Source organism: Streptomyces sp. NPDC005423, from assembly GCF_040606415.1.
Taxonomy (GTDB): domain Bacteria; phylum Actinomycetota; class Actinomycetes; order Streptomycetales; family Streptomycetaceae; genus Streptomyces.
On the sequence record NZ_JBEXET010000026.1, the window covers coordinates 79,094 to 94,041 of the forward strand.

17 protein-coding genes and 1 pseudogene are annotated in these 14,948 nt (G+C 72.7%); 9 read left to right on the plus strand and 9 right to left on the minus strand.

From position 1 onward, the window contains the following. Positions 1-37: 37 nt before the first annotated feature. Complete coding sequence (locus ABZT12_RS25250) at positions 38-877, plus strand: patatin-like phospholipase family protein (protein WP_356388584.1); 840 nt, start codon at positions 38-40, stop codon at positions 875-877. 92 nt (positions 878-969) lie between these two features. Continuing rightward, positions 970-1,818 (plus strand): fused MFS/spermidine synthase, encoded by an 849-nt coding sequence (locus ABZT12_RS25255; protein WP_356388586.1) that lies wholly within the window; start codon positions 970-972, stop codon positions 1,816-1,818. A gap of 33 nt (positions 1,819-1,851) precedes the next feature. Here the strand turns inward: ABZT12_RS25255 and ABZT12_RS25260 are convergent, their stop codons facing one another. Next, positions 1,852-2,868 (minus strand): hypothetical protein, encoded by a 1,017-nt coding sequence (locus tag ABZT12_RS25260; RefSeq protein ID WP_356388588.1) that lies wholly within the window; start codon positions 2,866-2,868, stop codon positions 1,852-1,854. 216 nt (positions 2,869-3,084) lie between these two features. On the opposite strand from ABZT12_RS25260, the gene ABZT12_RS25265 reads away from it, so the two are divergent. Beyond that, positions 3,085-3,522: a DUF4442 domain-containing protein gene (locus ABZT12_RS25265; protein ID WP_356388650.1), complete on the plus strand. Its 438-nt coding sequence runs from the start codon at positions 3,085-3,087 to the stop codon at positions 3,520-3,522. Between the two features lie 28 nt (positions 3,523-3,550). Here ABZT12_RS25265 and galU read toward each other — a convergent pair whose 3' ends face one another. Further along, the gene (gene galU, locus ABZT12_RS25270) at positions 3,551-4,558 is read right to left on the minus strand and encodes a UTP--glucose-1-phosphate uridylyltransferase GalU (protein WP_356388590.1); all 1,008 of its coding nucleotides are present in this window, start codon (positions 4,556-4,558) and stop codon (positions 3,551-3,553) included. Positions 4,559-4,610: 52 nt separating this feature from the next. Then, positions 4,611-4,808, minus strand: coding sequence for a hypothetical protein (locus ABZT12_RS25275; protein ID WP_356388592.1), 198 nt, complete (start codon positions 4,806-4,808; stop codon positions 4,611-4,613). 10 nt (positions 4,809-4,818) lie between these two features. On the opposite strand from ABZT12_RS25275, the gene ABZT12_RS25280 reads away from it, so the two are divergent. Together ABZT12_RS25280 and ABZT12_RS25285 are read left to right on the plus strand one after the other, a co-directional pair. Next, a complete protein-coding gene (locus ABZT12_RS25280) occupies positions 4,819-4,956 on the plus strand; it encodes a hypothetical protein (RefSeq protein ID WP_356388594.1) in 138 nt (45 codons plus the stop codon). Positions 4,957-5,128: 172 nt separating this feature from the next. Further along, positions 5,129-5,779, plus strand: coding sequence for a DedA family protein (locus ABZT12_RS25285; RefSeq protein ID WP_356388596.1), 651 nt, complete (start codon positions 5,129-5,131; stop codon positions 5,777-5,779). Here ABZT12_RS25285 and ABZT12_RS25290 read toward each other — a convergent pair. Continuing rightward, positions 5,706-6,653 carry a helix-turn-helix transcriptional regulator gene (locus ABZT12_RS25290; RefSeq protein ID WP_356388598.1) on the minus strand — a complete coding sequence of 316 codons (948 nt, stop codon included), beginning with the start codon at positions 6,651-6,653 and terminating at the stop codon, positions 5,706-5,708. The two genes, ABZT12_RS25285 and ABZT12_RS25290, sit on opposite strands and share 74 nt — an antisense overlap. Before the next feature lie 139 nt (positions 6,654-6,792). Here ABZT12_RS25290 and ABZT12_RS25295 point away from each other — a divergent pair, with 139 nt between their 5' ends. Further along, positions 6,793-7,518, plus strand: a complete 726-nt coding sequence (locus ABZT12_RS25295) for an alpha/beta hydrolase family protein (RefSeq protein ID WP_356388600.1) — start codon at positions 6,793-6,795, stop codon at positions 7,516-7,518. Positions 7,519-7,548: 30 nt separating this feature from the next. Here the strand turns inward: ABZT12_RS25295 and ABZT12_RS25300 are convergent, their stop codons facing one another. Beyond that, positions 7,549-8,076 (minus strand): gamma carbonic anhydrase family protein, encoded by a 528-nt coding sequence (locus tag ABZT12_RS25300; protein ID WP_356388602.1) that lies wholly within the window; start codon positions 8,074-8,076, stop codon positions 7,549-7,551. Positions 8,077-8,158: 82 nt separating this feature from the next. Here ABZT12_RS25300 and ABZT12_RS25305 point away from each other — a divergent pair, with 82 nt between their 5' ends. After that, the gene (locus tag ABZT12_RS25305; protein WP_356388604.1) at positions 8,159-8,980 is read left to right on the plus strand and encodes an acyltransferase; all 822 of its coding nucleotides are present in this window, start codon (positions 8,159-8,161) and stop codon (positions 8,978-8,980) included. Positions 8,981-9,013: 33 nt separating this feature from the next. Here the strand turns inward: ABZT12_RS25305 and ABZT12_RS25310 are convergent, their stop codons facing one another. Continuing rightward, positions 9,014-9,871: a DMT family transporter gene (locus tag ABZT12_RS25310; protein WP_356388606.1), complete on the minus strand. Its 858-nt coding sequence runs from the start codon at positions 9,869-9,871 to the stop codon at positions 9,014-9,016. A gap of 136 nt (positions 9,872-10,007) precedes the next feature. On the opposite strand from ABZT12_RS25310, the gene ABZT12_RS25315 reads away from it, so the two are divergent. Further along, positions 10,008-10,592, plus strand: a complete 585-nt coding sequence (locus ABZT12_RS25315; RefSeq protein ID WP_356388607.1) for an XRE family transcriptional regulator — start codon at positions 10,008-10,010, stop codon at positions 10,590-10,592. Between the two features lie 31 nt (positions 10,593-10,623). Next, positions 10,624-11,181 (plus strand): YbaK/EbsC family protein, encoded by a 558-nt coding sequence (locus tag ABZT12_RS25320; protein WP_356388608.1) that lies wholly within the window; start codon positions 10,624-10,626, stop codon positions 11,179-11,181. Between the two features lie 43 nt (positions 11,182-11,224). Here the strand turns inward: ABZT12_RS25320 and ABZT12_RS25325 are convergent. From ABZT12_RS25325 to ABZT12_RS25335, 3 genes and pseudogenes are all read right to left on the minus strand, one after another. Further along, positions 11,225-12,323 (minus strand): annotated as a pseudogene (locus ABZT12_RS25325) (4-hydroxybenzoate 3-monooxygenase). Positions 12,324-12,498: 175 nt separating this feature from the next. Beyond that, a complete protein-coding gene (locus tag ABZT12_RS25330) occupies positions 12,499-14,136 on the minus strand; it encodes an APC family permease (protein WP_356388609.1) in 1,638 nt (545 codons plus the stop codon). A gap of 139 nt (positions 14,137-14,275) precedes the next feature. Then, on the minus strand, positions 14,276-14,695 hold the full coding sequence (locus ABZT12_RS25335) for a CoA-binding protein (protein ID WP_356388610.1): 420 nt from the start codon (positions 14,693-14,695) through the stop codon (positions 14,276-14,278). Positions 14,696-14,948: the final 253 nt, after the last annotated feature.

Below are 14,948 nucleotides of genomic sequence, written 5' to 3' on the forward strand. Positions count from 1 at the left end.
CGACGGCGGAGGGCGATCGAGGAGAGGCGGGGACACCATGGCAGGCAGGGCACTGGTGCTCGGTGGCGGCGGCAGCAGCGGGATCGGCTGGCTGTCCGGGCTGCTGTACGGGCTGAGCGAGGCGGGCGTGCGGCTCGACGCCGCCGACGTCGTGATCGGCACCTCCGCGGGTTCGTCCGTCGGCGCCCAACTGTCGGCGGGCACCACCCAGCAGCTCTACGAGCGTCAACTCGCCGCGCCCACGGGCGAGATCCCCGGCCGGCTCGGTCGCGCACTGATGCTCCGCTACGTCCTGACCGCGCTGACCTCACGCACCCCCGAGGCCTACGGCCGCCGGATGGGCCGGATGGCGCTCGCGGCGAGGACACCCGACGAGGAGACCCGGCGGGCGGCCATCGGATCCCGTCTGGTCGCCGCGGAGTGGCCCGCCCGCGACCTGCTCGTACCCGCCGTCGACACCGCCACCGGTGAACTCCGGGTCTTCGGCCGGGACAGCGGGGTCTCCCTGCTCGACGCGGTCGGGGCGAGCTGCGCGGTGCCGGGTGTCTGGCCGCCGGTCACCATCGAGGGCCGCCGCTTCATCGACGGCGGTGTCCACTCGACCACCAACGCCCACCTCGCCGAGGGGTACGACCGGGTCGTCGTCCTCGCTCCGATGCCCCGGGGCGGCGGTCCCCTCGCCTCGGCGTCCGACCAGGCCCGGCGCCTCGCCGAGCGCGGTGCCCGCACGCTCGTCGTCGCGCCGTCCGAGGAGGCGAGGCGCTCCTTCGGCAGCAATCCCCTCGACCCGGCGGTGCGGGCGGCCGCGGCCCGGGCGGGACGCGAGCAGGCGCGGGCACACGTGGCGGCGGTGGGGGAGGTGTGGGGGTCGCACTGACGGACCGGACCGACGGGCCGGCGTCCGGCAGGCCGGGCCGCCTGCGGCAGCCGTGGGCGCCGCGCCCCCAGGCGCCCGGCACAATGGACCCCGTGAACGAGCCGATACCCGTGATCCGCGCCGTCGATCACGGGACCGCCAAGCTGATGCCCGACGTCGACCGGGAGCGGGCCTGGCTGCTGACCGTCGACGGGGCGCCGCAGTCCTACGTGGACCTGGACGAGCCGACCCACCTGGAGTTCGAGTACACCCGGCGGCTCGGGCACGTCCTGGACACCCTCGCGGAGCCGGGGTGCCCGCTGGACGTACTGCACCTCGGCGGGGGCGCGCTCACCCTGCCCCGCTACGTGGCGGCGACCCGCCCCGGCTCCCGGCAGGACGTCGTCGAGGCCGATCACGGACTGCTGGAGCTGGTCGCCCAATACCTTCCGCTGCCGGCGGACCCGCCCGGCATCGCCGTGCACGGAGCCGACGCCCGGGCCTGGCTGGAGACGGCCCCCGACGACTCGGCGGACGTACTGATCGCCGACGTCTTCGGCGGCACCCAGGTCCCGGCGCACCTGGCCTCGGCCGCCTACGCCCGCGAGGCCGAGCGCGTCCTGCGGGACGGCGGTGTCTATCTCGCCAACCTCGCCGACGCCGCGCCCTTCGGCTTCCTCCGGGCCCAACTGGCCAATCTCGCTACGGCCTTCGAGGAGCTGGCGCTGATCGCGGAGCCGGGTGTGCTGCGCGGACGCCGGTTCGGCAACGCGATACTCGTCGCCGCCCACCACCCGGTCGACACGCGGGCCGTCGCCCGGCTCACCGCCTCGGACGCCTTCCCGGCACGCGTCGAACACGGGCCGGCGCTACGGGAGTTCATCGGCGCCGCGCGTCCGGTGGGCGACGCGGACGCCGTACCGTCACCCGAGCCGCCGGACGGCGCCTTCGGCATCGGCTGACGGCCGGGCGGTGCCGGGCCCGGCGGCCGGGGGTCAGGAGGTGCCCGTCGGATCCCCGTGCAGCCGTACCGTGCCGAGGATCTTCCGCACGGTCGCGTCCGGGATCTCCTCGCTGACGCCCTTGGCGCCGTAGAGGGTCCAGGAGACGAAGTCGCCCGCGGAGTTCTTGAAGGCGAACGTCGTCGCCTTGCCGTCGCTGTCGCACTTGCCGGTCTTCGGGACGCCGGAGGTGTACGAGGTGGCGACGCTGCCCGCGACCCCGGACGTCGTCGTGTACGGCTTGGCCGCGCCGATCTTCAGGTACTTCTTGGACGCGTCCTTCTGGTCCGTGTAGCCGCCGAAGGCGAACGAGGCGGCGTCACCGCGTGCCGTGCTCGCGGTGTCCTTCGCACCGTCCTCGCCCTTGGTGCCGCTCGACGCCAGCGACGAGGTCTCCTTGGTGCCGTCCTTGTTGTCGTCGGTGGAGCACCAGTTCTGCTTCAGGTACGCGGGCGCTGAGAAGCCGATGTACGGCGAGCCGTCGCCCTTCTTCTCGTCCTCGAAGTAGGAGAAGACGCCCGGTGCGGCGACCTCCCAGTCGGCGGGGACGTCGAAGGCGGTGCCGTACTTCTGGTTGACGACGACCTTCCACCCGGCGATGGTCGGCTTCTCGGTCTCGGTGCCGCGCGGGTTGTCACCGGACGCCGACGCGGAGTCGCTCGGGTCGGCGGGGGCCGAGGGCGACGGACTCGTCTTCTTCTTGTCCTTGCCGTCCGCCGTGTCGTCCTTGCCGCCCCCGAGCACCACGGCCGCGGTCACCCCGGCGGCCACCACCACGGCGAGGGCCGCGATGATCGCGACCAGTTTCGTCCGGTTCCCGCCGCCTCCGCCCTGCGGCGGCCGCGGAGTGCCCGCCGGACCGGGCGCACCCCACTGAGGCTGCTGCCCATAGGCGTTGGGCTGTTGGTACCCCGGCTGCTGGTACGGGTTCGGCTGTTGGTACCCCGGCTGCTGGTACGGGTTGTCCTGCGGGTTCTGCTCGCCCCCGGGCGGCTGCTGTCCTGGCCACATGGGCAGCCACACTAGTGCTGTCCAGGACACGAATGGGTCACTGCCCCTTGTCAGAGACGTAGCAACTTGGGGCCGTCTCCCGGGGGCCGTCCCTCCGCCGGACGTGGCAGGGGCCGCAAGAGGAGAAACGATACGGCGAACCTGGAAGGCGAACGACGCACCGATCTGGTCAGAGTTACTACCGGTGGGTAACATGACGGCATGAGCACTGACCAGATGTCGATAGGCGAGTTGCTCGCCGCCACGGTGCCGATGGTTCGCACCCTGAACCTCGAATACCTGGAGACCACGCCCGAGCGGGCCGTACTCGCCCTGCCGGACCAGGGCGAGTACCGCAACCACGTCGGCGGGCCGCACGCCGGGGCGATGTTCACCCTCGGCGAGTCGGCGAGCGGGGCGATCGTCCTGGCGGCCTTCGGCGACCAGCTCTCGCGGGCCGTGCCGCTGCCGGTCAACGCCGAGATCGCGTTCAAGAAGATCGCCCTCGGACCGGTCACGGCCACCGCGACGCTCGGCCGCCCGGCCGCCGACGTCGTCGCCGAACTCGACGAAGGCAAGCGTCCCGAGTTCCCCGTGACCGTCGAAATTCGCCGCGAGGACGGCGCGGTGACGACCGAGATGACGGTCATCTGGACGCTCAGGCCCAACGGCTGAGGCCGGAGGCCGACCTGCGCGCCGAGCCTCACGCGGCGGCCGACTCGCCCTCCTGGCCGCGCTCGCCCTCCGTGCTCGGCTCGCTTCCCTCGCCGCGCTGGCCCTCCTCGCCCCGCCTGTTCTCCAGTCCGGCCACGAACTCCTTGAGCCAGGCGGTGAATTCGGGGCCGAGATCGGGCCGGTCGCAGGCCAGCCGGACGACGGTGCGCAGATAGTCGGCCTTGTCGCCGGTGTCGTAGCGGAGGCCCTCGAAGATCACTCCGTGGACCGTGCCGGCGGCGGCCAACTCCTGGAGGGCGTCGGTCAGTTGGATCTCGCCGCCACGGCCGGGCGGGGTGCGCTCCAGGGTCGCGAAGACGGCGGGGTCCAGGACGTAGCGGCCGATGACGGCGAAGCGGCTCGGCGCCTCCTCGCGGGAGGGCTTCTCCACCAGGCCGGTGACGCGGACCACCCCGTCCTCGCCGGTCGGCTCCACGGCGGCGCAACCGTAGAGGTGCACCTGCTCCGGGTCCACCTCCATCAGGGCGACGACGCTGCCGGCGTACCGTTCGCGGACGTCGAGCATCTGGCTGAGCAGGGTCTCGCGCGAGTCGATGAGGTCGTCGCCGAGGAGGACGGCGAAGGGCTGGTCGCCGACGTGGTTGCGGGCGCACAGCACCGCGTGGCCCAGGCCGAGCGGGTCGCCCTGGCGGATGTGGTGGATGTCGGCCAGGCGCGCCGGATCGCGCACGGCGTCCAGGCGCACCGTGTCGCCCTTGGCCGCCAGGGCCTGTTCCAGCTCGAAGGCGTGGTCGAAGTGGTCCTCGATGGCCCGCTTGTGGCGGCCGGTGACCATCAGGATGTCGTCCAGCCCGGCCGCGGCGGCCTCCTCGACGACGTACTGGATCGCGGGCTTGTCGACGACCGGGAGCATCTCCTTCGGCGTCGCCTTCGTCGCGGGCAGGAACCGCGTGCCGAGCCCGGCGGCCGGCACGACCGCCTTGCGGACCGGCCGCCGGGCGGCGGCGGGAGTGGCTGAAGAGTGGGGGGCGCTCATGCGGAGCAGCGTGCCGTACGGCGATGAGAGCCCGCCGAGAGAAACCTCGGAGTCAGCTGTGCCGGACCGGGGCCGGTGCCCGTGCCGAACCGGCGGTTCGCGCGACCCGACCGCCGGTTCTCAGCAGTGGTCGTACGGCCAGGACGCAGTGGCGCGCGGCGGCGCGGATCCGCGGCCCTGCCTCGCCGCCGACCGCGACGCCCGTACGGTCCGGGTCGCCGACTGCCTGCCGCACGTCGGCGGCCGGCATCCGCGGCACGGTGATCGCGCGGACGGCCGGCACCGTGGCGGGCGTCCTCGGCCCGGGAGGCGCCCAGGGGGCGGCGGTGACCCGGGATGAGCTCCAACTCGTCCAGCTGGTGCGGGCGTTGGTGCGCCGTCGGCGACTCGTACCGTGAGCCGGGTGAGCGGTCCCGGTCCGGCCGGTGTTCCCGGATGCTGGGGAGTCGTCCGGTGGTTGCCGTATCGGCCGCGGATCCGGTCGGCAACGCCCGAGCGGTACCCTTCCCAGGGTGTGCCCTCAACGGCGCGCGCACCCGGAACGCAGGAAACAGATGGGGAGGACCGGCGTTGCACGTCCAGGAATGGCTCGACACGGTACCCGCGGTCGCGGTCTACGCCGTGGTGGCGCTGGTCATCGGGGTGGAGAGCCTGGGCATCCCGCTGCCGGGCGAGATCGTCCTGGTCTCTGCGGCGCTGCTCTCCTCCCAGCACTCGGGCATCAACCCCGTCCTCCTCGGTGCCTGCGCCAGCCTCGGCGCCGTCGTCGGCGACTCGATCGGCTACGCCATCGGCCGCAAGGGCGGACGGCCCCTGCTGGCCTGGCTGGGGAACAAGTTCCCCAGGCACTTCAGCGAGGGGCACATCGCCACCGCCGAGCGGTCCTTCGAGAAGTGGGGCATGTGGGCCGTCTTCGTCGGCCGCTTCGTCGCCCTGCTGCGCATCTTCGCCGGCCCGCTCGCGGGCGTCCTGCGCATGCCGTACTGGAAGTTCCTGATCGCCAACGTCCTCGGCGGGGTCATCTGGGCGGGCGGCACCACGGCGGTCGTCTACTACGTCGGTGTCGTCGCGGAGGCGTGGCTCAAGCGCTTCTCCTACCTGGGCCTGGCGGCGGCCGTCCTCTTCGGCGTCGCCTCGATGCTGGTCGTCAGGCGCAAGGCGCAGCGGATGTCGGCGGAGAAGGCGGAGTCCGAGCCGGAGCCGGTCCCGGCGGGGGAGTAGGTCGCGCGCCGGACCCGCCGGTGCCGGACCCGCCGTCGGCGGCGGCCGGGGTCGCGGTGTCGGCCGCGGCGGCGAGGAGCGCCAGTTTCCCGGCGGTGTCGGTGCCCGGTTCGGGGTGGTAGACGACCAGTGTCTGTCCCGCTGTGCCGTCGATGCCGAGCCGTTCCCGGTGCAGCCGCAGCTCACCGACCCGAGGATGCTCGATGTGCTTGGGCGTGCCGGGGCACGCCCGCACGTCGTGCCGGGCCCACAGGCGGCTGAAGTGGGCGCTGGCCAGGGTGAGTTCGCCGACGAGCTCGACGAAGCGGGGGTCGTCCGTGTCGGTGCCCGCGGACTCGCGGAACCCGGCGACCATGCCCGCGGCCGCGTTCTCCCAGTCCGGGTGGAGGGCCTGTTCGGCGGGGTCGAGGAAGAGGTCCCGCAGCCGGTTGGCACCCTGAGTCAGACGCGGTGACAGCGCGGTGGCGAGGGCGTTGGTGGCGAGGACGTCGAAGTGGCGGCCCTCCACCAGGGCGGGCAGCGGCAGAGCCGCGACGAGCTGGGCGATGCTCGCCGGAACGGTCTCCGCGCGGGCCCGGCCCCGGAGCCGTCGCGGCCGGTCGGCGCCGAGACTCAGCAGATACTCCGTCGCCGCCTCGTCGAGCAGGAGCACCCGCGCCAGGGACGCCAGGACCTGTGCGGAGGGGTTCCGGTCGCGGCCCTGTTCCAGGCGCAGGTAGTAGTCGGCGCTGATGCCGGCGAGCAGCGCGACCTCCTCCCGGCGCAGACCCGGCACCCGCCGCACCCCCATGACGGGGATCCCGGCCTGCTCGGGAGTGACCTGCTCACGGCGGGCGCGGACGTAGTCGCCCAGCGGGTTCGGTCCGGCACTCATCCACCCACTGTAAGCCGGGCGGCTCCCCGCCTGCCTGGCCCTGTCACCCCCAGGACCGGAGGGGCCCTGGCTGGGCGCGGGCCCGGACGGCAGCGTGAGCGGTGCCCCGACGAGTACGGCGAGGAACGAGGAAAGAACCATGTCGACCTATCTACTGGTGCACGGTGCCTGGCACAGCGGAGCCTGCTGGGAGAGGGTGGTCCCCCTGCTGACGGCGGCCGGGCACCGGGTGTTCACGCCGTCCCTGACCGGCTACGGCGACCGGGCGCATCTGCTCGGCCCCGGGGTGGGCCTCGACGACCATGTCGACGACGTGGTCCGGCTGATCGTCGAGGAGGACCTCACCGAGGTGGTGCTGGTGGGACACAGCTACGCCGGTCTCGTCGTCTCCGCCGCGGCCAACGCGGTCCCGGACCGGATCGCGCGCCTGGTCTACCTCGACGCGATGGTCCCGCGGGACGGTGAGAGCGCGGTCGACGTCCAGCCCATGTCGCAGGCGCTGATCGACCTCGCGTTGCGGTCCGACAGCGGCTGGCGGGTCCCGCCGCTGCCCGAACTGCCGCCGCCGATGGGGCTGTTCGGGGTCACCGATCCGGCGGACGTGGCCTGGCTGCGGTCGACGCTCTCGGACCAGCCGGTGCGCTGCCTCCAGCAGCCGGTCCGGCTGGACAACCCGGCCCTGGACACGATCCCCCGCACCCACATCCACTGCCTCGCCGGTGTGCCCGAAGGCATCGTCCGGCGGCCCGTCCCCGCGATCCAGCCCAACGGCGACCGGGCCGACGTACGGTCGCTGCCCACCGGCCACGACTGCATGATCACCATGCCGCGTGAACTGGCCGGTCTGCTGGCCGAGTTGGGATGACCGGCCGGGCAGGGTCCCGCTCGGGTCGCCCTAGTCGTGCACCGCGCGGTGGGCCCTCGCCAGCTCCGCGTAGAGGGTGCCGTTCAGGGTGATGCCCTCGCGCTCCTCGGCGGTGAGTTCGCGGCGGACCTTGGCGGGTACGCCCGCGACGAGTGAGCCCGGGGGCACCCGCATCCCCTGCGGTACGAGGGCCTGCGCCGCGACCAGCGAACCGGCCCCGATCACCGCGCCGTTGAGGACGGTGGCGCCCATGCCGATCAGGCAGTCGTCCTCGACGGTCGCGCCGTGCACCACGGCGTTGTGCCCGACGGAGACCCGCTCCCCGATGGTGACCGGGAAGCCGGGGTCGGCGTGGAGCGTGCAGTTGTCCTGGATGTTGCTGTGCGCTCCGACGTCGATCCGCTCCACGTCGGCCCGGACGACCGCGCCGTACCAGACGCTCGCCCCGGCTCCGAGGGAGGCGTCGCCGATCAGCACGGACGTCGGCGCGGTGAACGCCTCCGCGTCCACCCGCGGCACCTTGCCGCCGATGCCCGTGATCAACGCCTGGTGCGTCATCGCCACTCCGTGAGGTCGAGGTCTCGTCGTCGCAGGCACCGTACGTCATCCGTTGGGGCGAAGATCACAGCGGCCGGACCTCATGGCCCCGGCCCGCGCTGAGTACGGTGAACGGGTGCCCAAGCGCAAGAACACGTTCTCATCATGGCGGCGCCGCATCGCGCAGCGGGCCGTCCACGCGGGCTGGGCCTGGGCACAGCGCACGGGTTCCGTCACCGCCGACCACCCCGGGCGGCTGCGCTTCGGCGCGATGGGAACAGGTACCAGGCTCGCCTTCCCGCTCGGGACGGTCTTCGGTGAACCGTGGATCCATCTCGGCGCGCACTGCATCGTCGGCGAACAGGTCACCCTCACCGCCGGCCTGATGCCCGACCTCGACCTCGGCCCCGAACCCATCCTCCGCCTGGGCGACGGCGTCGTCCTCGGCCGCGGCAGCCACGTCATCGCCGACACGACGGTCACCATCGGCAGCGACTGCTACTTCGGGCCGTACGTCTACGTCACCTCCACCAACCACTCCTACGACGACCCGCACCAGCCGATCGGCAAGCAGTGGCCGCGGATGGAGCCCGTCGAGATCGGTCCGGGCTGCTGGATCGGCACCGGTGCGGTGATCCTGCCGGGCGCGCGGATCGGCCGGAACGTCGTGGTCGCCGCCGGCGCGGTGGTCCGCGGCACGGTGCCCGACCACGCCGTCGTCGCGGGCGCCCCGGCCCGGATCGTACGGCGCTGGACCGCGGCCGAGGGCTGGCAGCCGCCGTTGCGGACCCCGGCCCCGGTGCCGATCCCGGCGGACGTCACGCCGGACCAGTTGCGCGCGTTGGCCGGACTGGACGAGGCAAGTGCGGCCCGGCTGGCGGCACTTGATGAGGAGGCCGTGGCACGGCTCGCGGAGTCGGAGTAGACCCGCTCGCGTGCGGCAAGGGTGACCGTCGCGTCACCCCGTGGCCAGCAGCACCGTGCCCACCAGCGCGAGGCCCGCGCCCGCCGCCTGGACCGCGCGCAGGCGTTCGCCGAGGAGACCGCGGGCGGAGAGGGCGGTCACCACCGGGTAGAGGGAGGCCAGCACGGCGGCGACGGTGACCGGACCGTGCTGGGCGGCCACCGCGTACGTGCCGTTGGCGGCGACGTCGGCGAGGCCGACGAAGGCGAGGGCCGGCAGGGTGGCCCAGGCGAAGCCGGTCCCGGGCAGGGCGGCGGTGCCCCGGCGCGCGGAGACGTAGAGCCCGGCCCCGCCCGCGAGCACGCTCGTCAGCCGTTGGACGAAGAGGGCGAGGAAGAGGCCGGTGACGTCGGTCGACGCCTCCGTGATCAGGGCGAACACCGTGCCGAAGCCCGCCGCCGAGACCAGCGTCAGCAGGATCGCCCGTCGCTGTACCGGCGCGCCCCGCAGCTGCGGACCGCCCGCGAGGACGACCCCGGTGACGGCGACCGCGATGCCGGCGACCTGTACCGGCCCCGGCCGCTCGCCGAGGAAGATCCCGACGCCGATGGGCACGGCGACGCTCAGCGTGGCGAGCGGGGAGACCACGCCCATCGGGCCCAGTGCGAGCGCCTTGTAGAAGGAGAGCAACGCCACCGGCCCCACCAGCCCCGCCGCGAGGGCGAACCACAGCCGGGGTCCCCCCTCGCTCCAGCCGCCGGTGGCGACCACGATCGCGCCCAGTACGGCCGCCGCGATGCCCTGCGACACCACGACCACCGTCAGCGCCGGGCACCGCCGGGTCAGCAGCCCGCCGCCGAAGTCGGCCAGGCCCCACAGCAGGCTGGTGGCCAGGGCGAGAAGTGCTGTCATGGCCTGCCTCGCAGTACAGTTCGGTGGACGAAGGGTGCAACACACCGTAGTTCAGTGTGCTGGACTCTGTCATCCACAATATTGGACCGCGATTCCCGTAGGCGTCGCCGTGGGCATCGCAGACATTGGACGGAACGTGTCGGACCTCGACCTGCTGACCCAGTCCCTGGCGCGCAACGTCAGACACTGGCGCTCGGTACGCGGCTTCACCCTGGACGTGCTCGCCGCCCGCGCCGCCGTCAGCCGGGGCATGCTCATCCAGATCGAGCAGGCCCGCACCAACCCCAGCATCGGCACCGTCGTCAAGATCGGTGACGCCCTGGGCGTCAGCATCACCACCCTGCTCGACTACGAACAGGGCCCGAAGGTCCGCATCGTCCCCGCCGAACGGGCCGTGCGGCTGTGGCACACCGAAGCCGGCAGCTACAACAAGCTCCTCGCCGGCACCGAGGCGCCCGGCCCGCTGGAGATGTGGGAGTGGCGGCTGATGCCGGGCGAGAGCAGCTCCTCCGAGCCGCATCCCGGCGGCACCGTCGAACTGGTCCATGTCACCACGGGCGAACTGACCCTCACCGTGGACGGCGAGGACCACCTCGTCCCGGCCGGCGCGAGCGCCACCTTCGAGGCCAACACCGCGCACACCTACGGCAACCGGGGTGCGGTACCGATGGAGCTGGTGATGGCCGTGTCGGTCCCGCCGGTCCATCGGGACACCCCGTAGGGCCGCCCGGCGGGACTGTCAGCGTGCCGGCATGCGCGCACCCATCGGGCGTTTCGACCACGCCACCCCCACCCCCGACTGCCTCGACGAACTGATCCGCCCGGTAGCCGCCGCCCTGCGCGACTGGCGGGGCAGCGTCCCCGCCGACCGGATCCTCTGCGTCGACACCGACCCGGAGTGGGCCGACACCGCCGTCTTCGTCGAGCACTACGGCCGCGAACTCCTGGAGCGGTCCGCGAACTGTGTGGTGGTGGCCGGCGAGCGCGGCGGCGACACCACCCTCGCCGCGTGCGTCGCCCTCTCCACCACCCGGGTCGATGTGAACGGCGTGGTGCGTCGCCAACTCGGCGCCCGGAAGGCCTCGTTCGCGTCGACGGAGACCGCGACGGGCGAGACCGGCATGGAGTACGGCGGCATCACACCTGTCGGACTACCCAGCCCCTGGCCCCTGTTGGTCGACTCCGCCGTCCTCGACCTCCCCTACGTCCTGGTGGGCAGTGGCTGTCGGCGCGGCAAACTCTCGCTCCCCGGCAAGGCGTTCGCCGAGCTGCCCGGCGCGGTGGTGCTGGAGGGGCTCGGAGTCGCCTGACGCCAGGCCGGGTTGGGGCCGACCGCCCCGGGGACGGTCCGGTTCAGCTGCCGGGGTCCTGGCCGAGGTACTGCTCGGCGAACGAGCCCGCGGCGGCGGGGGAGTCGAACAGCCGGCGCAGCCGGGCCAGCGTGATGCCCGCCCGGTACGGGTCGCCCGACGAGGCGCCGTGGTACACCTCGGAGAGCCACTGGGAGAACTCCTGGTACTCCCACACGCGCCCGAGGCACGCCCGCGAGTAGCCGTTCAGGCCGTCGCCGTCGCCCCGCGTCAGAGAGGCGACGAGCGCGTCGCCGAGCAGGAACGCGTCGTGCAGGGCCAGGTTCATGCCCTTCGCGGCGATCGGCGCGGTGAGGTGAGCCGCGTCGCCCGCGAGGAAGAGCCGGCCGAACGCCATCGGCTCGACGACGTAGTTGTGCAGGTCGAGCACCCGTTTCTCGATCAGTCGGCCCTCGGTCGGCGGCGGGGCGCCGGTCGCGGCGAGGCGGTGCCGCAACTCCGACCAGACGCGGTCGTGCGGCCAGTTGCCGGGGTCGTCGCCGGGCGGGCACTCCAGGTAGTAGCGGGTCACTTCGGGGCTGCGGGCCATGTGCCCGGCGAAGCCGCTCGGATGGATGCCGAACACGACGCGGTCCGCGGCCGGCGGTGCCTCGGCGAGCAGCGCCAGCCAGCCGACCCCGTAGTCGTGCCGCGCGATCCGGACCCGCTCCGGCGGCAGCGAGGCCCGCGTCACGCCGCGCGCCCCGTCGCAGCCCGCGACGAACTCGCAGTGCACCAGCCGCCGTTGGCCCGTCTCGGGGCAGACGTACGACACCGAGGGTCGGTCACCGTCCAGGTCGTGCAGCCGGACGTCCCGCACCCCGAACCGGATCTCGCCGCCGCGCACGTCCGCGTACTCGCGCACCAGGTCCGTCACGAGCAACGGCTGCGGATAGACGTAGTGGTGACGGCCCGTCAACTCGGTGTAGGGCAGGCGGTGGCGGCGTCCGCCGAAGCGGAACTCGCACTCGGTGTGCGGCTGGGCGCGCTGCGACAGGCCGTCGGCCAGGCCGCGTCGGCGCAGTCCGTGGACGGCCCACTCCTCGATGACACCGGCCCGGGGCCGCTCCTCCGACGGTGAGTCCGGCGGGGCCCGCGCCCACGACGACGACCGGGAAGCGGCCGCCGGGAGGGGAGCCGGCGGGAGGGGAGGCGTGGGGGGAGGTGGACGTCACCCCCACATTATGACGGTGTGCAGCCAACCGAGGACCGGCCACCTGAGGGGTGGCCGGTCCGGGTGCGGCGGGTGCATACGCGGCGCCGCGTGGGGTGTCAGTGTCAGTGGGCGGGCGCGTCCGTGACGACGACCTCGTCGATGCTGCGCTCGATCTCCTCGGTCGGCGACGCCGACGCCGTGGCCCAGTAGTAGATACCGAGGGAGAAGACGGCGATGACGGCGATGTCCCACCACAGGCCGATGTGGCCCTGGCCGCCGAACCCGCCCTGCCAGGAGATGACGCCCAGGCCCAGCAGGTAGACCGGCAGCCACTGGGCCGCCTTCCAGTCCATCCGGGGCGCGTCCGGCAGCTCCTTGGCCGTGGCGTACCAGGCGTAGGCGCCGAGCAGGACGTAGCCGAGCACGATGGCGATGCCGAGCCGCCACAGGGTGTCCCAGCCGGCCCAGTAGATGATGAGGTTGGCCACCACGAAGGACAGCGGCGACAGCACCTTGCCCGCGGGCAGCCGGTAGGGGCGCTCCAGTTGCGGCAGCCGGTCGGCGAAGACGCCGTAGGCCAGCGGGGCGCCGGCGTACATCAGGACGCTCGCCGAGGTGATGAAGCTGACCAGCTCCTGCCAGCTCGGGAACGGCAGGAAGCAGAACACGCCGGTCACGAACGAGATGATCAGGCCGAACCACGGCACGCCCCGCCGGTCGGTGTGGGCGAAGACCTTGGGCGCGTAACCGTTCTTGGACAGGCCGTAGGAGACGCGCGAGGTGGCGGTGGTGTAGATCAGGCCGGTGCCGCCGGGGGAGATCACGGCGTCGAGGTAGAGCACCACGCTCAGCCAGCCGAGGCCCACCAGCGTCGCCAGGCCGGCCCAAGGTCCGCTGATCCCGGCGTAATCGAGCTTGGCCCAGCCGTGGGCGAAGGTGCTGCCCGGGAGGGCGCCGATGAAGACGACCTGGAGCAGTACGTAGATGACCGCGCCGATGGCCACGGAGCCGAGGGTGGCGCGCGGCAGGTCCCGCTTCGGGTTGCGGCTCTCGCCCGCGAGCTGGATGGCCTGCTCGAAACCGAGCAGCGCGAAGATGATGCCGCTGGAGCTGATCGCGCTGAGGATGCCCTTGGCGCCGAACGGCGCGAAGCCGTGCGAGGTGAAGTTGCCGGGGTGGAAGTTGCCCACCGCGATGATGAAGATGGCGGCCAGCGGTACGGCGATCTTCCACCAGGTGGCGGCGCTGTTGGTGTGCGCCAGGACCCGGACGCCGAGGAAGTTGACCACGACGAAGACGGCCATGAGCAGGACCGCGACGAGGATGCCGCTCGGCGTCAGCGTCCCGTTGGTGTGCTGGAAGCCCGTCGCCCAGGACCAGTGACCGGCGTACCCGATCATCGCCTCGACCTCGATCGGCGCCACGGTCGCCGCCTGGAGCCAGGAGAACCAGCCGAAGGACATGCCGGCGAGGCCGCCGAAGGCGTAGTGCGGGTAGCGGGCCGTGCCGCCGGCGACCGGGAACATGCCGCCCAGTTCCGCGTGCACCAGCGCCAGCAGCACGATCGCGACCGCGCCGATGAGCCACGAGATGGTCGCGGCGGGGCCGGCGACGACCACGGCCTTCTGGGCGCCGTACAGCCAGCCGGAACCGATGATGGAGCCGACGGAGGCCCACATCAGCCCGATCAGTCCGACGTCCCGGCGGAGGCCGCCCGGACCGCTGGTGGCCTCCAGTGCGGCCTTTTCAACGCTCACCATGTCAAGGGACCCTCCGAGGTCTGCGTGCATGCTTTGAGATCTGGAGGGCTCAGGCTAGGAATGAATGGATATTTTCATAAGCTCGTTGCCTGAAATTTGACTTGCTGTGGAAGCTTCTTTTACAGAGTATGCGCGCAGGTCAGCGGGGGTTGACGCCGAGAACCGGAATCTCGATCGCGGGGCAGCGGTCCATGACCATGTCGAGCCCCGCCGCCCGCGTCCGGGCGTAGGCGTCCTCGTCGACGACCCCCAGCTGGAACCAGACGGCCCGGGCACCGATGGCAGCGGCCTCGTCGGCGACCGGTCCGGCCAGATCGCTGTTGACGAACACGTCGACGACGTCGACGTCGAAGGGGATCGCCGCCAGCGAGTGGTAGCCCCGCTCGCCGTGGACGGTCTCGGCCTTCGGGTGCACCGGCACCACGCGTTTGCCGAAGCGCCGCAGGACGGCGGCGACGCCGTAGGCCGCGCGCCGTTCGTTCGACGACAGCCCCACGACGGCCCAGGTGTCGCCGAGTTCGGTGAGGATCTTGCGGATCGTCGCTGGGTCGCCGTACATGGCGGGTCTCCTCGATGTTCGGGCACGCATGGGCGGAGGCTGGTGCGCGGCACAACAGCGGAGGGCGCGCGGTCATTCCTGCTGGGGTCGTCCCCCGGACGTCATGGCCGGACGTCATGGCCGGACGCGGACGGGCGACAGCCGGCTGTTCCCCTGCCACCCGGCGGGCCGCGGACGGCACTCACGGCCCCCAACACCCAGGCTTCGAAGCCGAATTGCCCCACCTTCCCACCGCCGCCGCGCCCGGAACAGC